The sequence below is a fragment of the Paraconexibacter sp. AEG42_29 genome, assembly GCF_040581415.1.
GTDB lineage: Bacteria > Actinomycetota > Thermoleophilia > Solirubrobacterales > Solirubrobacteraceae > Paraconexibacter.
Window position 1 is genome coordinate 3,915,815 of sequence record NZ_CP114014.1, and the last position, 18,786, is coordinate 3,934,600.

The window sequence follows — 18,786 nt, forward strand, 5'->3', positions numbered from 1 at the left end:
CCGCAGGGCCCCCGCGGCCGGTCACCCCGGCGTCAGGACCGTCCCCGGCGCCGCCCCCGCCCGCAGCGCCGCCTGCACCTGCGGCAACGTCCCGGCGTGGATCGCCCCCCGCAGGTCGGCCATCAGCCGGCTGACGAAGGCCAGGTTGTGGATCGTCAGCAGCCGCATGCCGGTGAGCTCGCGGGCGTGCACGAGGTACCGCAGGTAGCCCCGCGACAGGCCCACCGCGCACGCCGGGCACGGGCAGCCGTCCATGATCGGCGCGTCGTCGTCCTTGAAGCGACCCGCCGTCAGGTCCACCCGCCAGCGCTTGTCGGGATCGGGGATGAGGGCGACGCCGTGGCGGCCCAGCCGGGTCGGCATCGCGCAGTCGAAGGTGTCGATGCCCAGGCCGACGGCGGTGATCAGGTCGTCCACGTCGCCGATCCCGAGCAGGTGCCGCGGCTTGTCGGGCGCGTGGACGTCGAGCGCTGCCGTCGACCAGCCGACGACCTCGTACATCTGCGGCTTGTTCTCCCCGAGCGAGCCGCCGATCGCGACCCCCGGCGCCCGCGAGGCGGCGATGTGCTCGGTCGACTCGACGCGCAGGTCCTGGTAGACGCCGCCCTGGACGATGCCGTAGACGAGCTGATCCCGCGGACCGTGCTGGTCGTGCCAGGTCAGGCAGCGCTCGAGCCAGCGGTGCGTGCGCTCGGTGGACCGGGCGGTGTACTCGCGGTCGACGTTGAACGGGGTGCACTCGTCGAAGACCAGCGCGAGGTCGCTGTGGAGGTTCGCCTGGATCTGCATCGACGTCTCCGGCCCCATGAAGCGCTCGGAGCCGTCGATGTAGGAGCGGAAGCGGACGCCCTCCTCCTCGATCGAGAGGACTTTGCCCGCCCGGTCTGCGTGCGTGTTGCGACCCTTGATCTCGTCCGCCACGGTGCCGTGGCCCATCGAGAAGACCTGGAAACCGCCGGAGTCGGTGACGATCGGCCCGTCCCAGCCCATGAACTTGTGCAGCCCCCCGAAGCGGGCGATGCGCTCATCCCCCGGGTCGAGGAACAGGTGGAACGTGTTGCCCAGGACGATGTCGTAGCCGAGGTCCTTGACCTCCTGCGGCAGCAGCCCCTTCACCGTGGCCTTCGTCGCGAGCGGGACGAAGGCCGGTGTGCGGACCTCCCCATGAGCGGTGCTGAGCACCCCGGCACGGGCCTGCGAGGCGGGGTCACGAGCGTCGATACGCAGCGGGGTCACCCGCGGCATGGTAGGGCGCGACGCGCGATGGCCGGCAGGCGGGGCGGCGAGGACGCCGTCAGCAGGCGGGCTCGGCGCAGGCGCCTGGGGCACCGGGCGCGCCGGCACCGGGGAGCACGCGCTCCCAGGCGTCGCCGAGGAGCTCCTGCTCCTGCGGCGTGAAGCGGGAGAGGAACAGGCGGCGGACGCCGGCCAGGTGCGTGGCACGGGCCGCGGCGAGCGTCTCGACGCCGGCGTCCGTCAGCACCGCGTAGGCGCCGCGGGCGTCGCTCGAGCAGGACTGCCGGGCGACCAGGCCGTCACGCTGCAGGCGGTCGATCAGCCGCGTCAGGCCCGAGCGGCTCAGCAGGATGCAGTCCGCGAGGTCGCACATCCGCATCTTGCGGGACGGCGCGTCGTGCATGTACATCAGCACCTCGTACGTCGTGAGCGGCAGCCCGTGCTCGGCCTCGAGCTCGGCGTCGAGCGCCTTGCACATCGAGGCGTGAGCGCGGAGGAGCCCGCGCCAGGCGCGGAGCTCGCGCTCGTCGAGCGGGGCGGATGACGTGGAGGTCTGTTCGATCGTCGACATGGGGTCCCGAGGTATTTGCGTACGCAACGACCAAGGTAGCAGCAGGGGCCGCCATTGGCGACCCCATTACCGCACACCAGCCAGACGAATGCTCAGATCTTGTGACGCTGGAGCAGCTTCTTCCCGATCACCATGCGCTGGATCTCGCTCGTGCCCTCGCCGATCAGCAGCAGCGGCGCGTCGCGGTACAGGCGCTCGATCTCGTACTCCTTCGAGTAGCCGTACCCGCCGTGGATCCGGAAGGACTCCTCGACGCAGAACCGGCCGCACTCGGACGCGAACAGCTTCGCCATGCCGGCCTCGAGGTCGGAGCGCTCGCCGTTGTCCTTCATGCGGGCGGCGCGCATCGTCAGCAGACGGGCGGCGTCGATCTGCGTCGCCATGTCCGCCAGCTTGAACTGGATCGCCTGGTGCTCGGCGATCGGCTTGCCGAACGTCTTGCGCTCCTGCGAGTAGCGCAGGGCCAGCTCGAGGGCGCGCTGGGCGATGCCGACGCCGCGGGCGGCGACGTTGACACGGCCGACCTCGAGCGCGTCCATCATCTGCGGGAAGCCCTTGTTCAGGCCGCCCTCCTCGCCGCCGAGGATGTTGTCGGCCGGGCAGCGGTAGCCGTCGTACACGAGCTCGGTGGACTCGACGCCCTTGTAGCCCATCTTCTTCAGCTGGGGCGGGACGATGAGGCCCTTCCAGTCGCCCTCGTTCTCGTGCACGCCCGGGGCCTTCTCGGTGATGAAGCAGGTCATCGCCGCGTGGCGCTTCGGGTTGTCCGGGTCGGTCTTGACGAGGACGAAGACCAGGTCGGCCATGAGGCCGTTCGTGACCCACATCTTCTGGCCGTTGATCTCGTAGTGCGTGTCGTCGACCTTCTTGGCGGCCGTCTTGATGGCCTGCACGTCGGAGCCGAGCTCGGGCTCGGAGAGCGAGAACGCGGCGCGGATCTCGCCGGTCGCCATGCGCGGGAGGTAGCGCTGCTTCTGCTCGTCGGTACCGAACTTCTCGAGCAGGTAGATGCCGATGAAGTGCGTGTTGATGACGCCGGAGATCGAGATCCAGCCGCGGGCGAGCTCCTCGACGACCATCGTGTAGGTCGTGAGGTCCAGGCCGAGTCCGCCGTACTCCTCGGGGATCGTGATCCCGAAGAGGCCGAGCTCCTTCATCTGCTCGACGATGGGCTCCGGGTAGAGGTCCTCGTGGTCGTAGTGCTCGGCGTTCGGGAGGATCTCCTTGTTGGTGAACTCCCGGACCATCTCGATGATGGCCTGCTGGTCTTCGGTCATGTCCGTGGCGGACGGGACTGCGGTGGCCATTGCGGCTCCTGACGTCGTGGGCGCTGCCGAAAGAAGGCCTGGAATCCTACCGGGGGACATCGCACCAGGCGCGCCGCGTCTGCAGGACGCCCGATCGCCTGCGCGAACCGGTCGATCGTCTGGACGATCGGACGATAGCCACGCGCCCGCGCCGCGGTGAGCATCGCTCCGGAATGAGGACCGAAACGCTTCGTCTAGCCGGCGCCGCGGCCGTGTCGGCCGCCGCCCTCTTGCTCGCTGCGGTCCCGGCCGCCCCGGCCGCCGTCGCCGTTCCGCCGCCGGGCGCGCTGGTCACCGACGAGCCCGTCGTCGACCTCGCCGCGTTCGGGGACCGCATCTACGCCCGCGGGGAGTTCACCCACGCCGGCGAGTACACCGGGCCCGGAATCACGATCGACACGGGCAGCGGCGCGCTCGCCCGCTCGGTCGTCCCGCTGAACGGCCAGATCTCCGACGTCGAGCCCGACGGCGCCGGCGGCTGGTTCGTCGGCGGGTCGTTCTCGGTGTCGGGCCGCATGCCCCACCGCAACGTCGCGCACATCAGGGCGGACGGCACGACGGACGAGGCGTTCCAGGCGGGGACGAACGGCCTTGTGACGGCGCTGGCGTACGACGGACGGCGGCTGTTCGTCGCCGGCGGCTTCACCACGGTGAACGGCACGAACCGTGGCGGCGTCGCAGCGGTGGACGCCGCCACCGGGGCGACGCTGCCGTTCGACGCGAAGCAGTCGGGTGCGGCCACCGAGATGGTGCTCGCCCCCGCGACGGCCGTGCGCCCCGCGCGCCTGTTCGTGGGGATGCGCCAGATCCTGGCGCTCGACCCCGAGACGGGCGCACCGGTGCGTGGCTTCACGTCGAACATCAACGCCGACATCCGCGCCCTCGCGGTGGACGACCAGCACCTGTACGTCGGCGGCAACGGGATCGCCGCGCTGAACCCGGACACGGGCGACCGCGACCCGGCGTTCAAGGCCGACCCGCGCAACCTGGCCGACGACCCGATCTTCACCGGCACCGTGCAGACGCTGGTCCGCGACGGCGGCCGCCTGCTCGCCGGCGGGCAGTTCAACGCGCTCGGCGGTGCGGCTGGGCCGCTCGTCGCCCTCGACCCGGCCAGCGGCGTCGCCGACCGCACGTTCCGGCCGCAGATCACGGCCAGCACGGTCCCCGACCCGGACGGTGACGGCGACAGCGGCAACGACGTCCCGGACGTCGGCGTCTTCGACATCACCCGCGTCGGCAGCGCGCTCTGGGTCGGCGGGTTGTTCCAGACCGCCGGCGGCTCGACTGCCGAGAACCTGGCGGCGCTGGACCCCGCCAGCGGCGACCGGGCCGCGCCGCACTCGCTGCCGTACCTCGGCGGTCAGGTGAACGGCGTCGCCGGTGGTGCGGGCGGCAGGCTGTTCGTCGGCGGGTACATGTCGATCGCGGGTGCCCGCGAGGTGCGCTCGGGGCTGATGGCGCTCGACGGCCGGACGCTCGCGGTCGACCCGCGCTTCTCGCCGTTCGGGGACATCAGCTTCCTGCCGATGCTCCCGGGCCCGGGCCATGTCGTCTTCGCCGCGAACCGGTTCGACGGCTACGCGCACGTCAAGCGGGCGCGGTTCGAGCCGACCCGGACCACCATCGCGGTGCGCGACGCCCGCACCGGCGAGCCGGCGCCGGGCTTCGCGAAGGTGCGCAACCTGACGGGCGTCGCGCTGCTGGGCGGCAACGTCCTCGTCGCCCGGCGACTGCAGGATCGCCTGCGCTTCCCACGCAACCTGATCGAGGTCCGATCGCCCGCGACCGGGAAGGTCCTGCGGCAGTTCGTCCTCCCGCTGCCCGGATACGTCACCGGGCTGCACACGACGCCCGCCGGCGCGCTGTACGTCACCGGCAGCTTCCGGCGCTACCGGCCCGGCGGGCGGCCGGCGCACCTCGCGGTGATCCGCGTGAACCCGCTGACCGGCGCCCTGGACCCGGGCTTCGACCCGCACGCGCACGGCCCGGTGTACAGCTGGGCGACCACGAAGGGCCGCGTCTTCCTGTCCGGCCTGTTCGACCGGCTCGGCGCGCGGCGGCGGCCGGGGCTCGGGGCCGTGGCCCCGGCGACGGGCGCGGTCGACGTCGGCTTCCGCCCCACGCGGCGCCTGCAGGGCGACGCGAGCACGGTGCTCACGGGCCTGCCGAACTCGCTCCTCCAGGCCGGCTACTTCGGGGACGGCGGGCGGGTCATCGATCCCGTCACGGGCCGCCTGCAGCTGACGGGCCTCGCCGCGCTGCAGGGGCGGACGGCGGTCACGGCGCGGGCAGGCGGCGGCCTGGTCGTCGCCCAGAGCATCTCGCTGCCGCTGGGCGGCTACGACTCGGGCGAGCTGGGCTACCTGACGACCCTCCCCCGCTGACCGTCTTGCGAAGCTGAACCAGGGTTCCGCCGCTCCTGCCGCCGCAAATCTCCGGACGACGCCGCGGGCGACCGGCCCAGCGAAGCTGAACCAGGGTTCCGCGGCTTCTCGTGCCGCAAATCTCCGGACGACGCCCTTGGTCACCGGCTGCGGCGCGCGCGACAGCAGGCAGCGGCCCGGGCCGGGCACGGAGTGCCAGACTGCGCGGCGATGAACTTCGCCTGCGACGTCGTGGAGGCCGCCGACCCGACCGCGACCGCGCTCATCGAGCTGGCGCGCGACGGGAGCCGGACCGAGCACACCTTCGCCGCGGTCGCGACCGCCGCGCAGGCGTTCGCCGCCACGCTGACCGGCGCCGGCCTCGCCCGCGGCGACGTCGTCATGACCCTCGTGGGGAACCGCCCGGACTGGGTCGTCGCAATGGTGGCGTGCTTCCGGCAGGGGTACGTCGTCCTGCCCTGCACCGAGCAGCTGCGGGCGAAGGACCTCGCCCTGCGGCTGGCCGTCGCGCGCCCGGCCGCCGTGGTCGCGGACGAGCGCAATGCCGCGGTCCTCGCCGAGGCCGGCTGGGACGGGACGACGTTCTGGGTCCCCGGCCTGATGGACGCGGCGGCGCCGGACGTCGTCCCCCCGCCCGCCGACCTCACTGCCACCGACCCGTGCCTGGTCACCTTCACGAGCGGCACGTCCGGCGAGCCGAAGGCCGTCCTGCACGCCCAGCGCTACCTGACCGGGCAGCACGTCCAGGCCGAGCACTGGCTCGACGCCCGGCCCGGTGACGTCGTCTGGTGCACGGCCGCGTCCGGCTGGTCCAAGAGCGCCCGCAACGTCTTCATCGCGCCGTGGATCCGGGGCGCGACGGCACTGCTGCACGATGCGCGCTTCGACCCCGCCGAGCGGCTGGACCTGCTCGAGCGCGAGGGCGTCCACGTCCTCTGCATGGCGCCGACCGAGTACCGCGTCATCGCCAAGCGCACCACCCTGCGCGCGTTCCCGGCCCTGCGCGGGCTGGTCGCCGCGGGCGAGGCGCTGAACCCCGAGGTCCTGCGGGCCTGGGAGGCGGCCACCGGCCTGCACATCCGCGACGGCTACGGCCAGACGGAGACGGGCCAGCTGACGGGGGCGCCGCTGGGCGAGGCGGTCCGCCCCGGCTCGATGGGCCGTCCGCTGCCCGGGGTCGAGCTGTGGATCGACGACGGTGAGCTGGTCGCCGACCCGGCCACGGTCCCCACGTTCTTCGTCGGCTACCTGGGCGACGAAGACGACGACGCGTCTGTCCCCGCGATCTGGCGGACCGGGGACCGCGTCCACGAGGACGAGGACGGCTGGCTGTACTTCGAGGGCCGCACCGACGACGTGATCATCAGCTCGGGCTACCGGATCGGGCCGTTCGAGGTCGAGAGCGCCCTCGTGTCGCACCCCGCGGTGGCGGAGGCGGCGGTGGTCGCGGCGCCGGACGAGGAGCGCGGCTCGGTCGTCCGGGCGGTCGTCGTCCTGCGGGACGGCTTCACGGGCGACGCGGCGCTGGCGGGCGAGCTGCAGGACCACGTCAAGGGCCAGACCGCGCCCTACAAGTACCCGCGGATCGTGGACTTCGCGGCGGAGCTGCCGAAGACGACCAGCGGCAAGGTCCGCCGCGCGGCCCTCCGGGACGCGCCCACCACCCCCTGACCGACCCCCAGCCGCGACGAGACCCGACGGGCATCGGGCTGGGTGATGAACAACGGATCTCGGCGCCGATCGGGGGGCGGCGCGCTCGGCGGGTCCCGGCGGGTGGGGCTACGAAGAGGGCGAGGCGACGACCAGGCGGGCGTCGAGGGCGTCCAGCACCGGGCGGACCGGGGTGAAGCACATCAGGGCCTGCGGGCCGCTGATCAGCGTCACGATCCCGACCGCGCGCACCGCCCCGTCCGACCCCGGCGCGGTGTAGACCGGGCCACCGCTGTCCCCTTCACGGGCGCGGATCGTGGTGCAGCGGACCACCAGGCCCTGCAGCGCGAAGAGCGACTCCAGGGGACGCGCGACCGAGCCCCGGATCCGCCCGCACTGGTCGGCGCCGCTGGTCCGCCCGGTGAAGCACACGCGCCGCCCGGACAGCGTGCGGGCCGAGCCGACGACCGGCAGCGGCGGCTTGCGGATCCCGCGGTCGACCACCGCGGTCGCGGTCCGGCTGGTGGCGCGCGAGGCCGGGACCAGGAGCGCGTCGAGCGGCAGACGCCGGGTCAGGATCTGCAGGACGCGCCCCAGGACCACCCCGGGTTGCGGCGGCCGCCGCAGCGCGACGTTCCGCCGCTGGACCCGCCCGTCGGACCGCAGCCCGCCGCAGTGCGCGGCCGACAGGCCGGCGAGGGCGCCGCTCTTCTGGCGGACCAGGAACGCCGACGTGCAGAAGGCGGCGTCGCGCGGGATCGGCCGGCCGCCGACGATCGTCGAGCGGGACAGCACCAGCTCGCGGCCCGCGGACCAGCCGTCCAGGCTCGGCGACGTCCCGACCCGGCGGATCCGCAGTGCCCCGCGCCCGCGGACGGCGATCAGGTCGTGCGAGGACCCCGTCCGGCCGACCGGCAGCGCGCGCATCGGCGTCCAGCCGGCGGCCTCGAGCGCCGACAGCTCGCCGGCAGGGGTCTGCGCGGCGCCGACGGCAGCGGCGACCTCGCCGACAGCGCTGCAGCCCACGCGAGCCGTCCCGACGTACGTCGTCCCCGGCGCGTCGTCGCACCGCGTGTAGCTCGTGGCGCCGGCCTGGGCGACGGCCGGGACGACGGCCAGGCCGGCCACGCCGGCGGCAAGACACGCCGTGAGGCGGCCGGGACGGCGGAGGCTCATGAATCCAGTGTGGCGCCCGCGCGAGCAGCCCGTGGTGCGGAGACGAACGACGGGTCGGCCTGGCGCAGGTACCACCCGAACGAGCGCCGCACGAGCCAGCGGCGGCCGAACGCACGCAGCCCGATGGCGAGCAGCCGCGGCGGGATGGTCGGCAACAGGCGCTGCAGCTGCAGCCCGCGGCGGAAGGCCCGGGCGTGCCCTGCGCTGAAGTCGTGGTAGCGGACCAGCGCCTGCTCGGCCGTCTGCTCACCGCCGACCACGGCGCGCAGCTCGCGCCCGCACGCGAGCCCGAAGTAGAGCGCCGTGCGGATCCCCTCACCCGACAGCGGGAAGCAGTGCCCCGCGCTGTCGCCGGCGAAGAAGACGCCCGGCTCTGTCGCGTCCCGCAGGCGGTGCGGGAACCAGTTGCCCTGGTAGCGGACGGCGTCGACATCGAGGCGCTCGGCCAGCGCGTTCGTCGGGTCCTTCACGTGGTCGCGTGGCGCGTACGAGCCGACGCCGACGCGCTGCTCGCCGGCCGCGGGGACTCGCCAGCCGTAGCCGCGGCGGATCAGGTCGCGCTCGATCCAGACGTCGAGCGCGTTGTCGGGCGCCTTGTGGTGCGGATGGACCTCGAGGCCGCGCGAGAGAGGAGCGTCCGGCGGCTGGTAGCCGTCCGCCGCCAGGACCCGCCGCCAGCCGAGCGCGTCGACGATCAGCGGCGCGTGCAGGTCGCCGCGGTCGGTGTGGACGATGTTGCCGGTCCGGCCGCTCACCTTGGCCGTCTCGAACCGCGCGTCGCCCTGCGCGGCCAGGAGCAGGCAGAGCTCGCGGTAGTCGAACGCGGTCCAGCTCCACGGCAGCCGGTAGCGGGCCGACCCGTGGGGCGTGGTGAAGGTCATGTCCGGCAGCTCCTGCCGGCCGGCGGCCTGCAGCCCGAGCGCGTCGAGCCACGGTGTCGGGATCGCGCACGCGGACGTCGCCCGCTCGCCGATCTCGTAGCGGTCGATCAGCAGGACGCTGGCGCCGCTGCCCGCCAGCTCGCGGGCGACCGCCAGGCCGGCGAAGCTCGCTCCGCAGATGAGGACGTCGGCACGCGTCCCGTCGAGGGAGGTGCGGTCCGCGCCGCGGGTGGTCGCACGCTGGGCCATCTGCAGGACACTACGCGGCGCCGCGCGCAGCGGATCGCACGGCGGCGCGCCCACGTACAGGCCGGCCGCCGCGGCAGGCGCGGGGAGCGCTACGCGGTGAGATCCGCCGCCAGCTCGGCGAAGACCTCGACGTAGCGGTCGATCGCCGCCTCGGTGTGGGTCACCGACAGCGTCCACTCCTCTTCGCGGCCCGGCGTCATGAAGATGCCGCGGTTCATGTTGAAGAGCCACGCCAGGTCGGCCATCTCGGCGTCCTGATTGGCCTTGAACGTCTCGTAGTCGACGACCTTCGCCGTCGAGAACGTCACGCAGCCCTTGGAGCCGATCCCGACCGCGTAGCCCGGCAGGCCGTGCCGCTCGATGACGTCGGTGCAGCCGGCCAGGATGCGCGTGTTGAGCGCGTCGAGGTGGGCGTAGGCCTCCGGCGTCATCACCTCCAGGAGCGACGCGCGCGTGGCCGCCATGCCGAGCGGGTTCCCGTTGTAGGTGCCCACCTGGTAGACCGAGCCGTCCTCGACCGCCGACATCGCCCACTCGCTGCCGCCGATCGCGCCGACCGGCAGCCCTCCGCCCAGCGCCTTGGCCAGCGTGACGAGGTCGGGCTTGACGCCGAACTTCTCGGTCGCGCCGCCCGGCGCGATGCAGACCCCGGTCTTGACCTCGTCGAAGATCAGCACGATCTCGTGCTTCGTGCACAGCTCACGCACGGCCTGCAGGTAGCCGTCCTCGGGCAGGACGACGCCGAGGTTCATCATCGCCGCCTCCATGATCACGCAGGCCGGCTTGCGCCCGTCGGCGATCAGCCGGTCGATCCGCCGCTCCATCGCGCCCGCGTCGTTGAACGGGACCGCGACGGTCATGTCCACGGTCGCCTGCGGGATCCCGGCGCCGTACGGCAGCGACGCGAGGTTCTCGTGGTCGCCGATCTTGTCGTACTCGATCCCGATCGACACCATCACCGTGTCGTGGTGGCCGTGGTAGGAGCCGAAGATCTTGACGACGGTGTCGCGGCCCGTCAGCCCGCGGGCGATCCGGATCGCGTCCATGGTCGCCTCCGAGCCCGAGTTGACGTAGCGCCACTTCGGCAGGTCCCAGCGCCGCTGCAGCTCGGTGGCCACGACGATCGCGTCCTCGGTCGGCGCCGCGAAGTGCGTGCCGGACGCGTAGCGGGCGGAGATCGCGCGGCCGATCGCCGGGTGCGCGTGCCCCTGCACCATCGACCCGAAGCCGTTGTGGAAGTCCCACATCTCGTTGCCGTCGACGTCCCAGACCTTCGGGCCGTCCCCGCGCTCGAGGTAGATCGGCCACGGGTCGCGGGCCTGGTAGGAGGACGCGACGCCGCCGCTCAGGACCTGGTTCGCCCGCCCGTACATCGCGAGCGAGCCCTGGGTGCGCTCGTCCAGCCGCTTGGCCTCACGGGCGGTGAGCTCGGCGATGCGGGCGCGGTCGAGCGTGACGGTCGCGGGAGCGGACATGCCCCGATCGTCGCACGCGCCGCGCGGTCTTTCAGGCGGAGGCGCCCTCGGGCGCCGCGCCGGAACGGCGCACCTGCACCGGCGACACGTGCCCGGACGACGGTCCTTCGGCGATCCCGCGCTCGGGCGCCGGCGGGACCAGCGACATCGCGCGCTCGGCCAGCGCCGTGATCGACAGCGACGGGTTCACGCCGACGTTCGCCGGGATCACCGAGCCGTCGCAGACCAGCAGGTTCTCGTAGCCGAACAGCCGGTGGCGGGGGTCGACGACGCCGGTCTCGGGCGAGCCCGCGATGACCGCGCCGCCCAGGATGTGCGCGGTCGACGGGATGTTCGCCAGCGCCTCCATGACCGCCGACTGCGGGATCCCGCCGTACTCCTTGGCGATCCACGCGGCGGCCTGGTTCGCGACCGGGATGAACGTCGGGTTCGGCTTCTCGTCGTTCTGCTCGGTCTGCAGGCGGTAACGGCCGGACCGTGTCTTGACGGGACGCAGCGCGATCGCGTTGTCCAGCGTCTGCATGACGAGCAGGATGATCGTGTTGCGCGACCAGCCACGGGGGTTGAAGGTCTTCGCGGCCTGAACCGGGTGGCGCGCCATCGCCGCCAGCCACTTCAGCGGCCGCGTGGTCCGCGTCCCGTCGCCCACGAGGACGGTGTAGAGCAGGCTCATCACGCCGCCGTCGTGGCCGAAGTGGCAGGTCTCGATGTGGGTGTGGGCGTCCGGGTAGATCGAGCTCGTGATCGCGACGCGCTTGGTCATGTCCCCGATCGCGCCCTCCGGCAGCGTGACCGTGAGAATCGACTCGCTGTTGGTCCGGACGAGCTCACCCAGGCGCGGGGAGATGTTCGGCAGGCCGCCGGCCAGCCGGCAGTTCTGCAGCAGCTTGTTCGTGCCGAGCGCGCCGGCCGCGACGACGACGCCGCGGGCCGTGAAGGTCTTGCGCTGCTTGCGCAGCCAGGCGCCGGAGCGCTCGGTCGTGATCTGGTAGCCCTCGCTGCCGTCGGGCGCGCCGATCGGCGCGATGTCCATGACCTCGCGCTCGGCCATGACCTTCACGCCGAGCTTCTCGGCGAACCAGAGGTAGTTCTTGCGCAGCGTGTTCTTCGCGCCGACCGGGCAGCCGACCATGCAGCGCCCGCAGCGGGTGCAGCCCGTGCGGGCCGGCCCCTCACCGCCGAAGTACGGGTCCTGGACGGTCTTGCCGGCCTCGCCGAGGAAGACGCCGACGCGGGTCTTGCCGTAGGTGTCCTGCACGCCGAGGTGCTCGCCCAGGGCCTTCAGGACCTGGTCGGCCGGGTCGTCCTCGTCGTAGGTGACGACGCCCAGCATCCGCTCGGCCTCGGCGTAGTGCTCGGCGAGCTCCGCCTGCCAGTCGTCCGCCAGGCCGGCCCACTGCGGGTCCTCGAAGAACGCCTTCGGCGGGACATAGAGCGTGTTCGCGTAGCCGAGCGAGCCGCCGCCGACCCCGGACCCGCTGACGATCGTGACGTGCTTGAAGAAGGTCAGGCGCAGGATGCCGCGCAGGCCGGCCTTCGGCGCGAAGAAGTAGCGCTTCAGGTCCCAGGTGTTCTTCGCGAACTCGTCGTCCTCGAAGCGGCTGCCCGATTCGAGCACCGCGACCGAATAGCCCTTCTCGGCCAGGCGCAGCGCGCTGGTGGATCCCCCGAAGCCCGAACCGATGACGATCCAGTCGAAGTCGTGGGAGGTGGACTGACCCGTGGGCGACACCTGAACAGCCTAACCCGAACATGACGGAGGCGTCAACTTCGTCGATGGATCGTGTCGCACCCGCACCCGCGCCCGCGCGCCAAGCCGCAGGCCCGGGGTCGTCGCGGACCGACGAACGGTCAGACTGCGCCCATGACGCGACACGCCATGGCGGTGATCGCCGCCGCCTGGATGCTCGTCGTCCTGGGGGCGTGCGGCACCGACGACGACTCAGGTGCTGCTCGTGGCGGTGCGGGCGCGACGATAGCGAACACGGCGTCCGGGTTCGCGGCGATCGAGCGGGCGGCCCAGGGGCAGACCGTGCGCTGGTGGATGTACGGCGGCGACGACCGCCTCAACGCGTACGTGGACGACGTCGTCACGCCCGCGGCTGCGCGCGCCGGCATCACGCTCAGGCGCGTGCCCGTGACCGACACTGCTGATGCCGTGCAGCGCGTCGTCGCCGAGCGCCGCGCCGGCAAGCGGTCGGGCGGCGGCGTCGACCTGGTCTGGATCAACGGCGAGAACTTCGCCGCCGGCAAGCGCGCCGGCCTGTGGCTGAAGGACTGGGCGACCACGCTCCCCAACCGGCGGTTCGTCGATCCCGCCGACCCCACCATCACCACCGACTTCCAGACGCCCGTGGACGGGCAGGAGTCGCCGTGGAGCCGTGCCGCGTTCGTCTTCGCCGCAGACGGGGCCCGGGTGCCGGCCCCCCCGCAGAGCTTCGACGCGCTGCTGGCGTACGCCAAGGCGAACCCGGGCCGCGTGACGTACCCCGCACCCCCGGACTTCACGGGGTCGGCGTTCGTCCGCCAGGTGGTCGCGGCCAAGGGGCAGGACGGCGCGTTCGCGTACCTGAAGGCGCTCAAGCCCTTCCTCTACCGTCAGGGCCGCACGTACCCCAAGTCCGAGGACGAGCTCGCGCAGCTGCTGGGCAACGGCAAGGTCGACTTCGCCATGAGCTACGACGCCGCCTTCGTGCGCAGCCAGGTCCGCAAGGGGACGTTCCCGAAGACCGTCCGCCCGTTCCTGATCGAGGGCAGCTCGCTGCAGAACGTCTCGTTCGTGACGATCCCGGCCAACGCGTCGAGTCCTGCCGGCGCCCAGGTGCTGGCCAACCTGCTGCTGGACCCGGCCCTGCAGGCGAAGAAGGCCGACCCCGCCGTGCTCGGCATCCCCACGGTCCTCGACGCGGCGAAGGTCCCGCCCGCGTCACGCCGTCCGCTCACGGCAAGCACGTCGGGGCCGTACGTCCTGCGCGACCTCGGCCGGCCGCTGAGCGAGGTCGCCGCGGATGAGGTCGCGCCGCTGGAGGCCCGCTGGAAGCGCGAGGTGCTGCGCGGGTGAATCAGGTCTGGCGCGACCGCGCCGCAGTCGTCCCGGCCACGCTCGTGATCGCGGTGCTGTTCGGCGGCGCGATGGCGGGGGCGGTGCGGACGAGCGTCGTCCCGCTCGACGGAGCGCCGTCGCTCGACGTGTGGCGCGCGCTCTTCGACGACCCCGCGTTCCTCGACAGCCTGCGGTTCACGGCGCAGATCACCGCGCTCTCGACGGTGCTGAGCGTGCTGCTCGCGCTCGCTGCCGCCCTCGCGCTGCGGCGGAGCAGCACCCTGCTGCGGACGCTGCTGGCGCTCCCGGTCCCGGTCCCGCACCTGCTGGTCGCCGTCACCGCGGTGCTGTGGCTCGCGCCGGGTGGCCTGGCCGAGCGCGTCCTGGGCGGGCTCCCGTTCGACCTGGTCGGCGACCGCCACGGCCTGGGCGTCGTGCTGGTCTACGTCTACAAGGAGACGCCGTTCCTCGCGCTGCTGCTGCTGGCCGCGATGGGCGACGAGCTGGCGGGCCGTGAGGAGGCGGCGGCGGTCCACGGCGTGCGGCCGCTGCAGCGCCTGCGCTGGGTCGTGTGGCCCGCCGTCCGGCGGCCGCTGGTCACCGGCGCGCTGATCGTCGCGGCGTTCGTCCTCGGCGCCTTCGAGGTCCCGCTGCTGGTCGGCCCGGCCTATCCGGGCACCGTCGCCGAGTACGCCCAGCAGGCCACGAAGGGCGACCTCATCGCCGGTGAGGGGACGGCGGCGGCGGCGCTGCTCGTCACCGCTGCAGTCGCCGCGGTGCTCGCGCTGGTCGCCGTCCGTGTCGCCCGGGGTGGCCGGCGTTGACGGCCGCATCGGTGACCGTGCCGCGGTCCGGACGCGCCTGGGGCGTGGCGGTCGCCGTCGTCTTCGCGGCGCCGGGGTGCCTGCTCGTGGCCCGCGCGCTGGCGGACGTCTGGCGGGCGCCCGCCATCCTGCCGCAGCGCTGGGGGACGCGCGGCCTGGACGTCGCGCTCAGCGGCCGCGCCCTCGATGCGCTCGCGACGTCCACGGCCGTCGCCGTCACGACGACCGCGCTCGCGCTGCTGCTGGCGTGGCCCGCGGCGCGGGTCCTGGGGGAACGCCGGCTGCGCCGCCCCGGGCTCGTGCTGGCGGTCCTGGCGCTGCCGCTGCTCGTGCCGCCGTACGCGACCGGCCAGGGACTCACCGAGTGGTTCGTCCGGCTCGGCCTCGTCGACACGGCGGCGGGCCTGGTCCTCGCCCACCTGGTCGTGGTCCTGCCCTACGTCGTCGCCGCGCTGACCCCGGGCTTCGGCCCGCGCCTGCATGCGCTCGAGGAGATGGCCGCGACCGCCGGTCTCCCGCCGCGGCTCGTGTGGCGGACCGTGACGCTGCCCGCGGTGGCGCCGGCGCTCGGCGCGGCGGCGTTCCTCGGGTTCCTCGTCAGCTGGAGCCAGTACGGATCGTCGCTCGCGGTCGGCGGCGGGCGCCCGCTGCTGCCGCTGCTGCTCGTCCCGTTCGCCGGCTCGGACCCGCAGGTCGCGGCGGCCCTCGGCCTGCTGTTCGTGCTGCCCGCAGTGCTCGTCCTCGCGCTGGCCACGCGGGCGGCGCGGTCGCCGCTATGAGCGCGGAGCTGGCCGTCGAGGACGCGTGGGTGACGCTCGGCGGCACGCCGGTGCTGCGTGGCCTGTCGCTCGGCGTGGCGAGCGGGACGCGGAGCGCGCTGGTCGGGCCGAGCGGCGCGGGCAAGACGACGCTGCTGCGAGCCGTCGCCGGACTGACGCGGCTGGACGCCGGCACCGTCCGGCTCGGCGGCCGCGTGATGGACGGCACTCCCGCCCACACCCGCGGCGTGGCCGTCGTCTTCCAGGAGCCGCGCCTGCTGCCGCACCTGGACGTCGCCGAGAACGTGGCGCTGCCGCTGCGGGCGTCCGGGACGTCCAAGCGCGAGCGGCGGCAGCGGGCGGACGAGCTGCTCGGGGAGGTCGGGCTCGGGGCGCTGGCGCGGCGGCCGGTCGCCGGGCTGTCGGGCGGCGAGCAGCAGCGGGTCGCCCTGGCCCGCGCCCTGTGTGCCGATCCGCAGCTGCTGCTGCTCGACGAGCCCCTTGCGGCACTGGACCCGAACCGCCGCGACGAGCTGCGCGCGCTGCTCGTCGCGCTCCAGCAGGAGCGTCGGGTGACGATGCTCGTCGTCACCCACGACCGCGCCGAGGCCGCCGAGCTCGGGGACCGCGTCGCGCTGCTGATGGACGGCCGCATCGTCCAGGAGGGCGAGCCCCGCGCGCTGTTCGAGCGGCCGGCGAGCGTGGCCGCCGCCCGCTTCCTGGGCATGTCCAACCTGATCGCAAGCACGGTCCGCGACGGGCGCGCGGTCGTCGGGGGCGTGCCGTTCGACTGCCCGGGACCGGACGGGCCGGCGACGCTCGCCATCCGTCCGGAGCACGTCCGCCTCGGCGGCGACGGACCGCTGCGGGCCACGGTGCTGGAGGCCGTCTACACCGGCACCGCCGTGCGCGTGCTCCTGTCCGCCGCCGGCGCGCTCGAGCTGACGGTGACGGTGCCCACCGACGTCGCACCGCGGGCGGGCGAGGTGGTGCGGGTCGACCTCCCGCCGCGATCGCTGTGGCGCATCCCGGGCGAGGCGGACCCGTCGTGAACCACCGTCGCAGCGGCGCCGCGTCGTGACGGATCGCCCCGGTGCGGCTGCCGTGTGGGACCGGCAGGCCGCCCGGTATCCGGCGCAGGAGCACCGGCAGGCCCGGGCGCTGGCAGTCGCGGTCCGCCTGGCAGCGACCCGCCCGGGTGATCAGGTGATCGACCTGGCCACCGGCACCGGCGCGATGCTCCGCGCCCTCGCCGCGCTGCCGGCGGACCGCCGCCCGGCGGGTGTCGTGGGCGTCGACCGGTCGGCGGGCATGCTCGCGCGCGCGGCCGCCACAGCGCTGCCGGACGGGTGGACGACCGTGGCGGCCGACGCCCGCGCGGTGCCGCGTCCCGCCGCGGCGGCCGACGTCGTCACCTGCGCCTACCTGCTGCACCTGCTCACCGCCGACCAGAGCGCCGCCGTCCTGGCCGAGGCGCTGCGGCTGCTGCGACCCGGCGGGCGGCTGATCGTCGTCACCGTCTGGATCGACCGCTCGCGGCCGGGCGGCCGGCTGGCCGGCCTGGCCTTCGGCGCCGCGGCACGCGCGGCCCCCGCGACGCTCGGCGGGCTCAGGCCGCACGATCCGTCCGCGCTGCTGACGGGCGCCGGCTTCGTCCTGCGCCGCCGCGTCCAGGTCCCGCGCCCCGGCTACCCGTCGCTCGTGATCGCCGCCGGCCGTCCCGGCGACGGGCCCCCTCTGCGAGGGTCCGTGTCACCGTGAGCCGCGACCGACGCTACGACCTCGTGATCCTCGGCGGCGGGACGGGCGGGCTCGTGAGCGCGTTCGTCGCGGCCGGGATGGGCGCGCGGGTGGCGCTCGTGGAGCGCGACCGGGCGCCGGGCGGCGACTGCCTGTGGACCGGGTGCGTTCCGTCCAAGAGCCTGCTCGCGGCGGCGGCCATCGCCCACGACGTCGGCCGCGCCGGGGAGTTCGGCCTGCAGGCGAGCGTCGCCGCGGTCGACCTCGGGGCCGTCATGGCGCAGATCCGCGAGATCCAGGCGCGGATCGCGCCGCACGACTCGGCGGCGCGCCTCGAGGCCGCCGGCGTGACGGTCGTGCACGCGGCCGGGCGCCTGGAGGCGGGGTCGGTCCTCGTCGCGGGCGACCGCCGCCTGCGCTACCGCAAGGCGATCGTGGCGACGGGCTCCGCGCCCATGCTGCCCGACGTCCCGGGGCTCGCCGCCGCGGCGCCGCTGACCACCGACAGCGTGTGGGAGCTCACCGTCCTGCCGGAACGGCTGGTCGTCCTGGGCGGCGGCCCGATCGGCTGCGAGCTGGGGCAGGCGTTCGCCCGCCTGGGTTCGGACGTGACGATCGTGGAGTCCGCGGACCGCCTGCTGCCGCACGAGGACCCGGCCGCCTCGCGGCTGCTGACGGACGCACTCCGCGGCGAGGGCCTGACCGTCCGGACCGACGCACGCGCGGCACGGGTCGAGGCGAACACGGACGCGGGCGCCGCAGGTGCCGTCGTCACGCTCGAAGGCGGGGAGCGGCTGGCCCCCGCGACGCTGCTGGTCGCCACCGGCCGCAGGCCGCGCACCGGCGGGCTCGGCCTCGCTGCGGCCGGCGTGCAGACCGGGGCGAGCGGCGCGATCGTGGTCGACAGCGCGCTGCGGACGACGGCGCGCCACGTGTTCGCGGTCGGCGACGTGACGGGCGGGCCGGCGTTCACCCATGCCGCCGCGCACCAGGCGCGGACCGCCACGGTCAACGCCCTCGTCGGCCTGCGGCGCCGTGCCGACACCGCGCTGATCCCGCGCGTCACGTTCACCGATCCCGAGGTGGCGCACGTCGGCCTCACCGCGGCGCAGGCGCGCGAGCGCTGGGGCGAGCGCGCCGTCATCAGCGCCGTCGAGGGCCACGGACAGCTGGACCGCGCGCTGACCGCACGGGCGCAGACCGCGGCGGCGACGCTCGTGGCCGACCCGAAGCGCCGGCTGGTCGGGGGGACGATCGTCGGCCCCGCGGCGGGCGAGTCCATCGCGGAGCTCACGGCGTGGATCACCGCGGGCGAGCGGATCGCGGCCGTCTCCGAGACCGTCCACGCCTACCCGACCTTCACCGAGGCGGCGGCACGCGCCGCGGACGAGCATCTCCGCGCGCGCTACGCGGCCCCCCGGGTCCGCGCGCTCCTCCGGGTGCTGCTCGCGGGCGCGCGCCTGGTCCCCCGCCGTCGCTGACCTGCGCC

Annotated in this window: 15 protein-coding genes; 8 read left to right on the forward strand and 7 right to left on the reverse strand. The window is 74.2% G+C overall.

The window, feature by feature from the left end; genetic code table 11:
- Positions 1 to 21: 21 nt before the first annotated feature.
- From tgt to DSM112329_RS19090, 3 genes are all read right to left on the reverse strand, one after another.
- The gene (gene tgt, locus DSM112329_RS19080; protein WP_354698144.1) at positions 22 to 1,236 is read right to left on the reverse strand and encodes a tRNA guanosine(34) transglycosylase Tgt; all 1,215 of its coding nucleotides are present in this window, start codon (positions 1,234 to 1,236) and stop codon (positions 22 to 24) included.
- Between the two features lie 58 nt (positions 1,237 to 1,294).
- The gene (locus DSM112329_RS19085; protein WP_354698145.1) at positions 1,295 to 1,807 is read right to left on the reverse strand and encodes a MarR family transcriptional regulator; all 513 of its coding nucleotides are present in this window, start codon (positions 1,805 to 1,807) and stop codon (positions 1,295 to 1,297) included.
- Positions 1,808 to 1,899: 92 nt separating this feature from the next.
- A complete protein-coding gene (locus DSM112329_RS19090) occupies positions 1,900 to 3,114 on the reverse strand; it encodes an acyl-CoA dehydrogenase family protein (protein ID WP_354698146.1) in 1,215 nt (404 codons plus the stop codon).
- 173 nt (positions 3,115 to 3,287) lie between these two features.
- Here DSM112329_RS19090 and DSM112329_RS19095 point away from each other — a divergent pair, with 173 nt between their 5' ends.
- Together DSM112329_RS19095 and DSM112329_RS19100 are read left to right on the forward strand one after the other, a co-directional pair.
- Positions 3,288 to 5,501, forward strand: coding sequence for a hypothetical protein (locus tag DSM112329_RS19095; RefSeq protein WP_354698147.1), 2,214 nt, complete (start codon positions 3,288 to 3,290; stop codon positions 5,499 to 5,501).
- A gap of 210 nt (positions 5,502 to 5,711) precedes the next feature.
- Positions 5,712 to 7,172 (forward strand): AMP-binding protein, encoded by a 1,461-nt coding sequence (locus DSM112329_RS19100; RefSeq protein WP_354698148.1) that lies wholly within the window; start codon positions 5,712 to 5,714, stop codon positions 7,170 to 7,172.
- 108 nt (positions 7,173 to 7,280) lie between these two features.
- On the opposite strand, the gene DSM112329_RS19105 is transcribed toward DSM112329_RS19100, so the two are convergent.
- From DSM112329_RS19105 to DSM112329_RS19120, 4 genes are all read right to left on the reverse strand, one after another.
- Positions 7,281 to 8,327: a hypothetical protein gene (locus tag DSM112329_RS19105; protein ID WP_354698149.1), complete on the reverse strand. Its 1,047-nt coding sequence runs from the start codon at positions 8,325 to 8,327 to the stop codon at positions 7,281 to 7,283.
- The gene (locus DSM112329_RS19110; RefSeq protein WP_354698150.1) at positions 8,324 to 9,457 is read right to left on the reverse strand and encodes an NAD(P)/FAD-dependent oxidoreductase; all 1,134 of its coding nucleotides are present in this window, start codon (positions 9,455 to 9,457) and stop codon (positions 8,324 to 8,326) included. The genes DSM112329_RS19105 and DSM112329_RS19110 overlap by 4 nt, the downstream gene beginning before the upstream one ends.
- 89 nt (positions 9,458 to 9,546) lie before the next feature.
- Entirely contained in the window at positions 9,547 to 10,932 is a 1,386-nt protein-coding gene (locus tag DSM112329_RS19115) for an aspartate aminotransferase family protein (RefSeq protein WP_354698151.1), read from the reverse strand.
- 31 nt (positions 10,933 to 10,963) lie between these two features.
- The gene (locus tag DSM112329_RS19120; RefSeq protein ID WP_354698152.1) at positions 10,964 to 12,664 is read right to left on the reverse strand and encodes a GMC family oxidoreductase; all 1,701 of its coding nucleotides are present in this window, start codon (positions 12,662 to 12,664) and stop codon (positions 10,964 to 10,966) included.
- A gap of 132 nt (positions 12,665 to 12,796) precedes the next feature.
- Between DSM112329_RS19120 and DSM112329_RS19125 the strand changes: the two genes are divergently transcribed.
- Genes DSM112329_RS19125 through DSM112329_RS19150 form a run of 6 tightly spaced genes read left to right on the forward strand, consistent with a single transcriptional unit; the run spans position 12,797 to position 18,778 of the window.
- Positions 12,797 to 13,993 carry an ABC transporter substrate-binding protein gene (locus tag DSM112329_RS19125; RefSeq protein ID WP_354698153.1) on the forward strand — a complete coding sequence of 399 codons (1,197 nt, stop codon included), beginning with the start codon at positions 12,797 to 12,799 and terminating at the stop codon, positions 13,991 to 13,993.
- The gene (locus DSM112329_RS19130; RefSeq protein ID WP_354698154.1) at positions 13,990 to 14,799 is read left to right on the forward strand and encodes an ABC transporter permease subunit; all 810 of its coding nucleotides are present in this window, start codon (positions 13,990 to 13,992) and stop codon (positions 14,797 to 14,799) included. The genes DSM112329_RS19125 and DSM112329_RS19130 overlap by 4 nt, the downstream gene beginning before the upstream one ends.
- 17 nt (positions 14,800 to 14,816) lie before the next feature.
- On the forward strand, positions 14,817 to 15,578 hold the full coding sequence (locus DSM112329_RS19135) for an ABC transporter permease (RefSeq protein WP_354698155.1): 762 nt from the start codon (positions 14,817 to 14,819) through the stop codon (positions 15,576 to 15,578).
- Entirely contained in the window at positions 15,575 to 16,609 is a 1,035-nt protein-coding gene (locus DSM112329_RS19140) for an ABC transporter ATP-binding protein (protein WP_354698156.1), read from the forward strand. The genes DSM112329_RS19135 and DSM112329_RS19140 overlap by 4 nt, the downstream gene beginning before the upstream one ends.
- A 25-nt stretch (positions 16,610 to 16,634) precedes the next feature.
- The gene (locus DSM112329_RS19145) at positions 16,635 to 17,318 is read left to right on the forward strand and encodes a class I SAM-dependent methyltransferase (RefSeq protein ID WP_354698157.1); all 684 of its coding nucleotides are present in this window, start codon (positions 16,635 to 16,637) and stop codon (positions 17,316 to 17,318) included.
- A complete protein-coding gene (locus DSM112329_RS19150; protein ID WP_354698158.1) occupies positions 17,315 to 18,778 on the forward strand; it encodes an FAD-dependent oxidoreductase in 1,464 nt (487 codons plus the stop codon). Before DSM112329_RS19145 ends, DSM112329_RS19150 begins: the two co-directional genes overlap by 4 nt.
- Positions 18,779 to 18,786 lie beyond the last annotated feature (8 nt).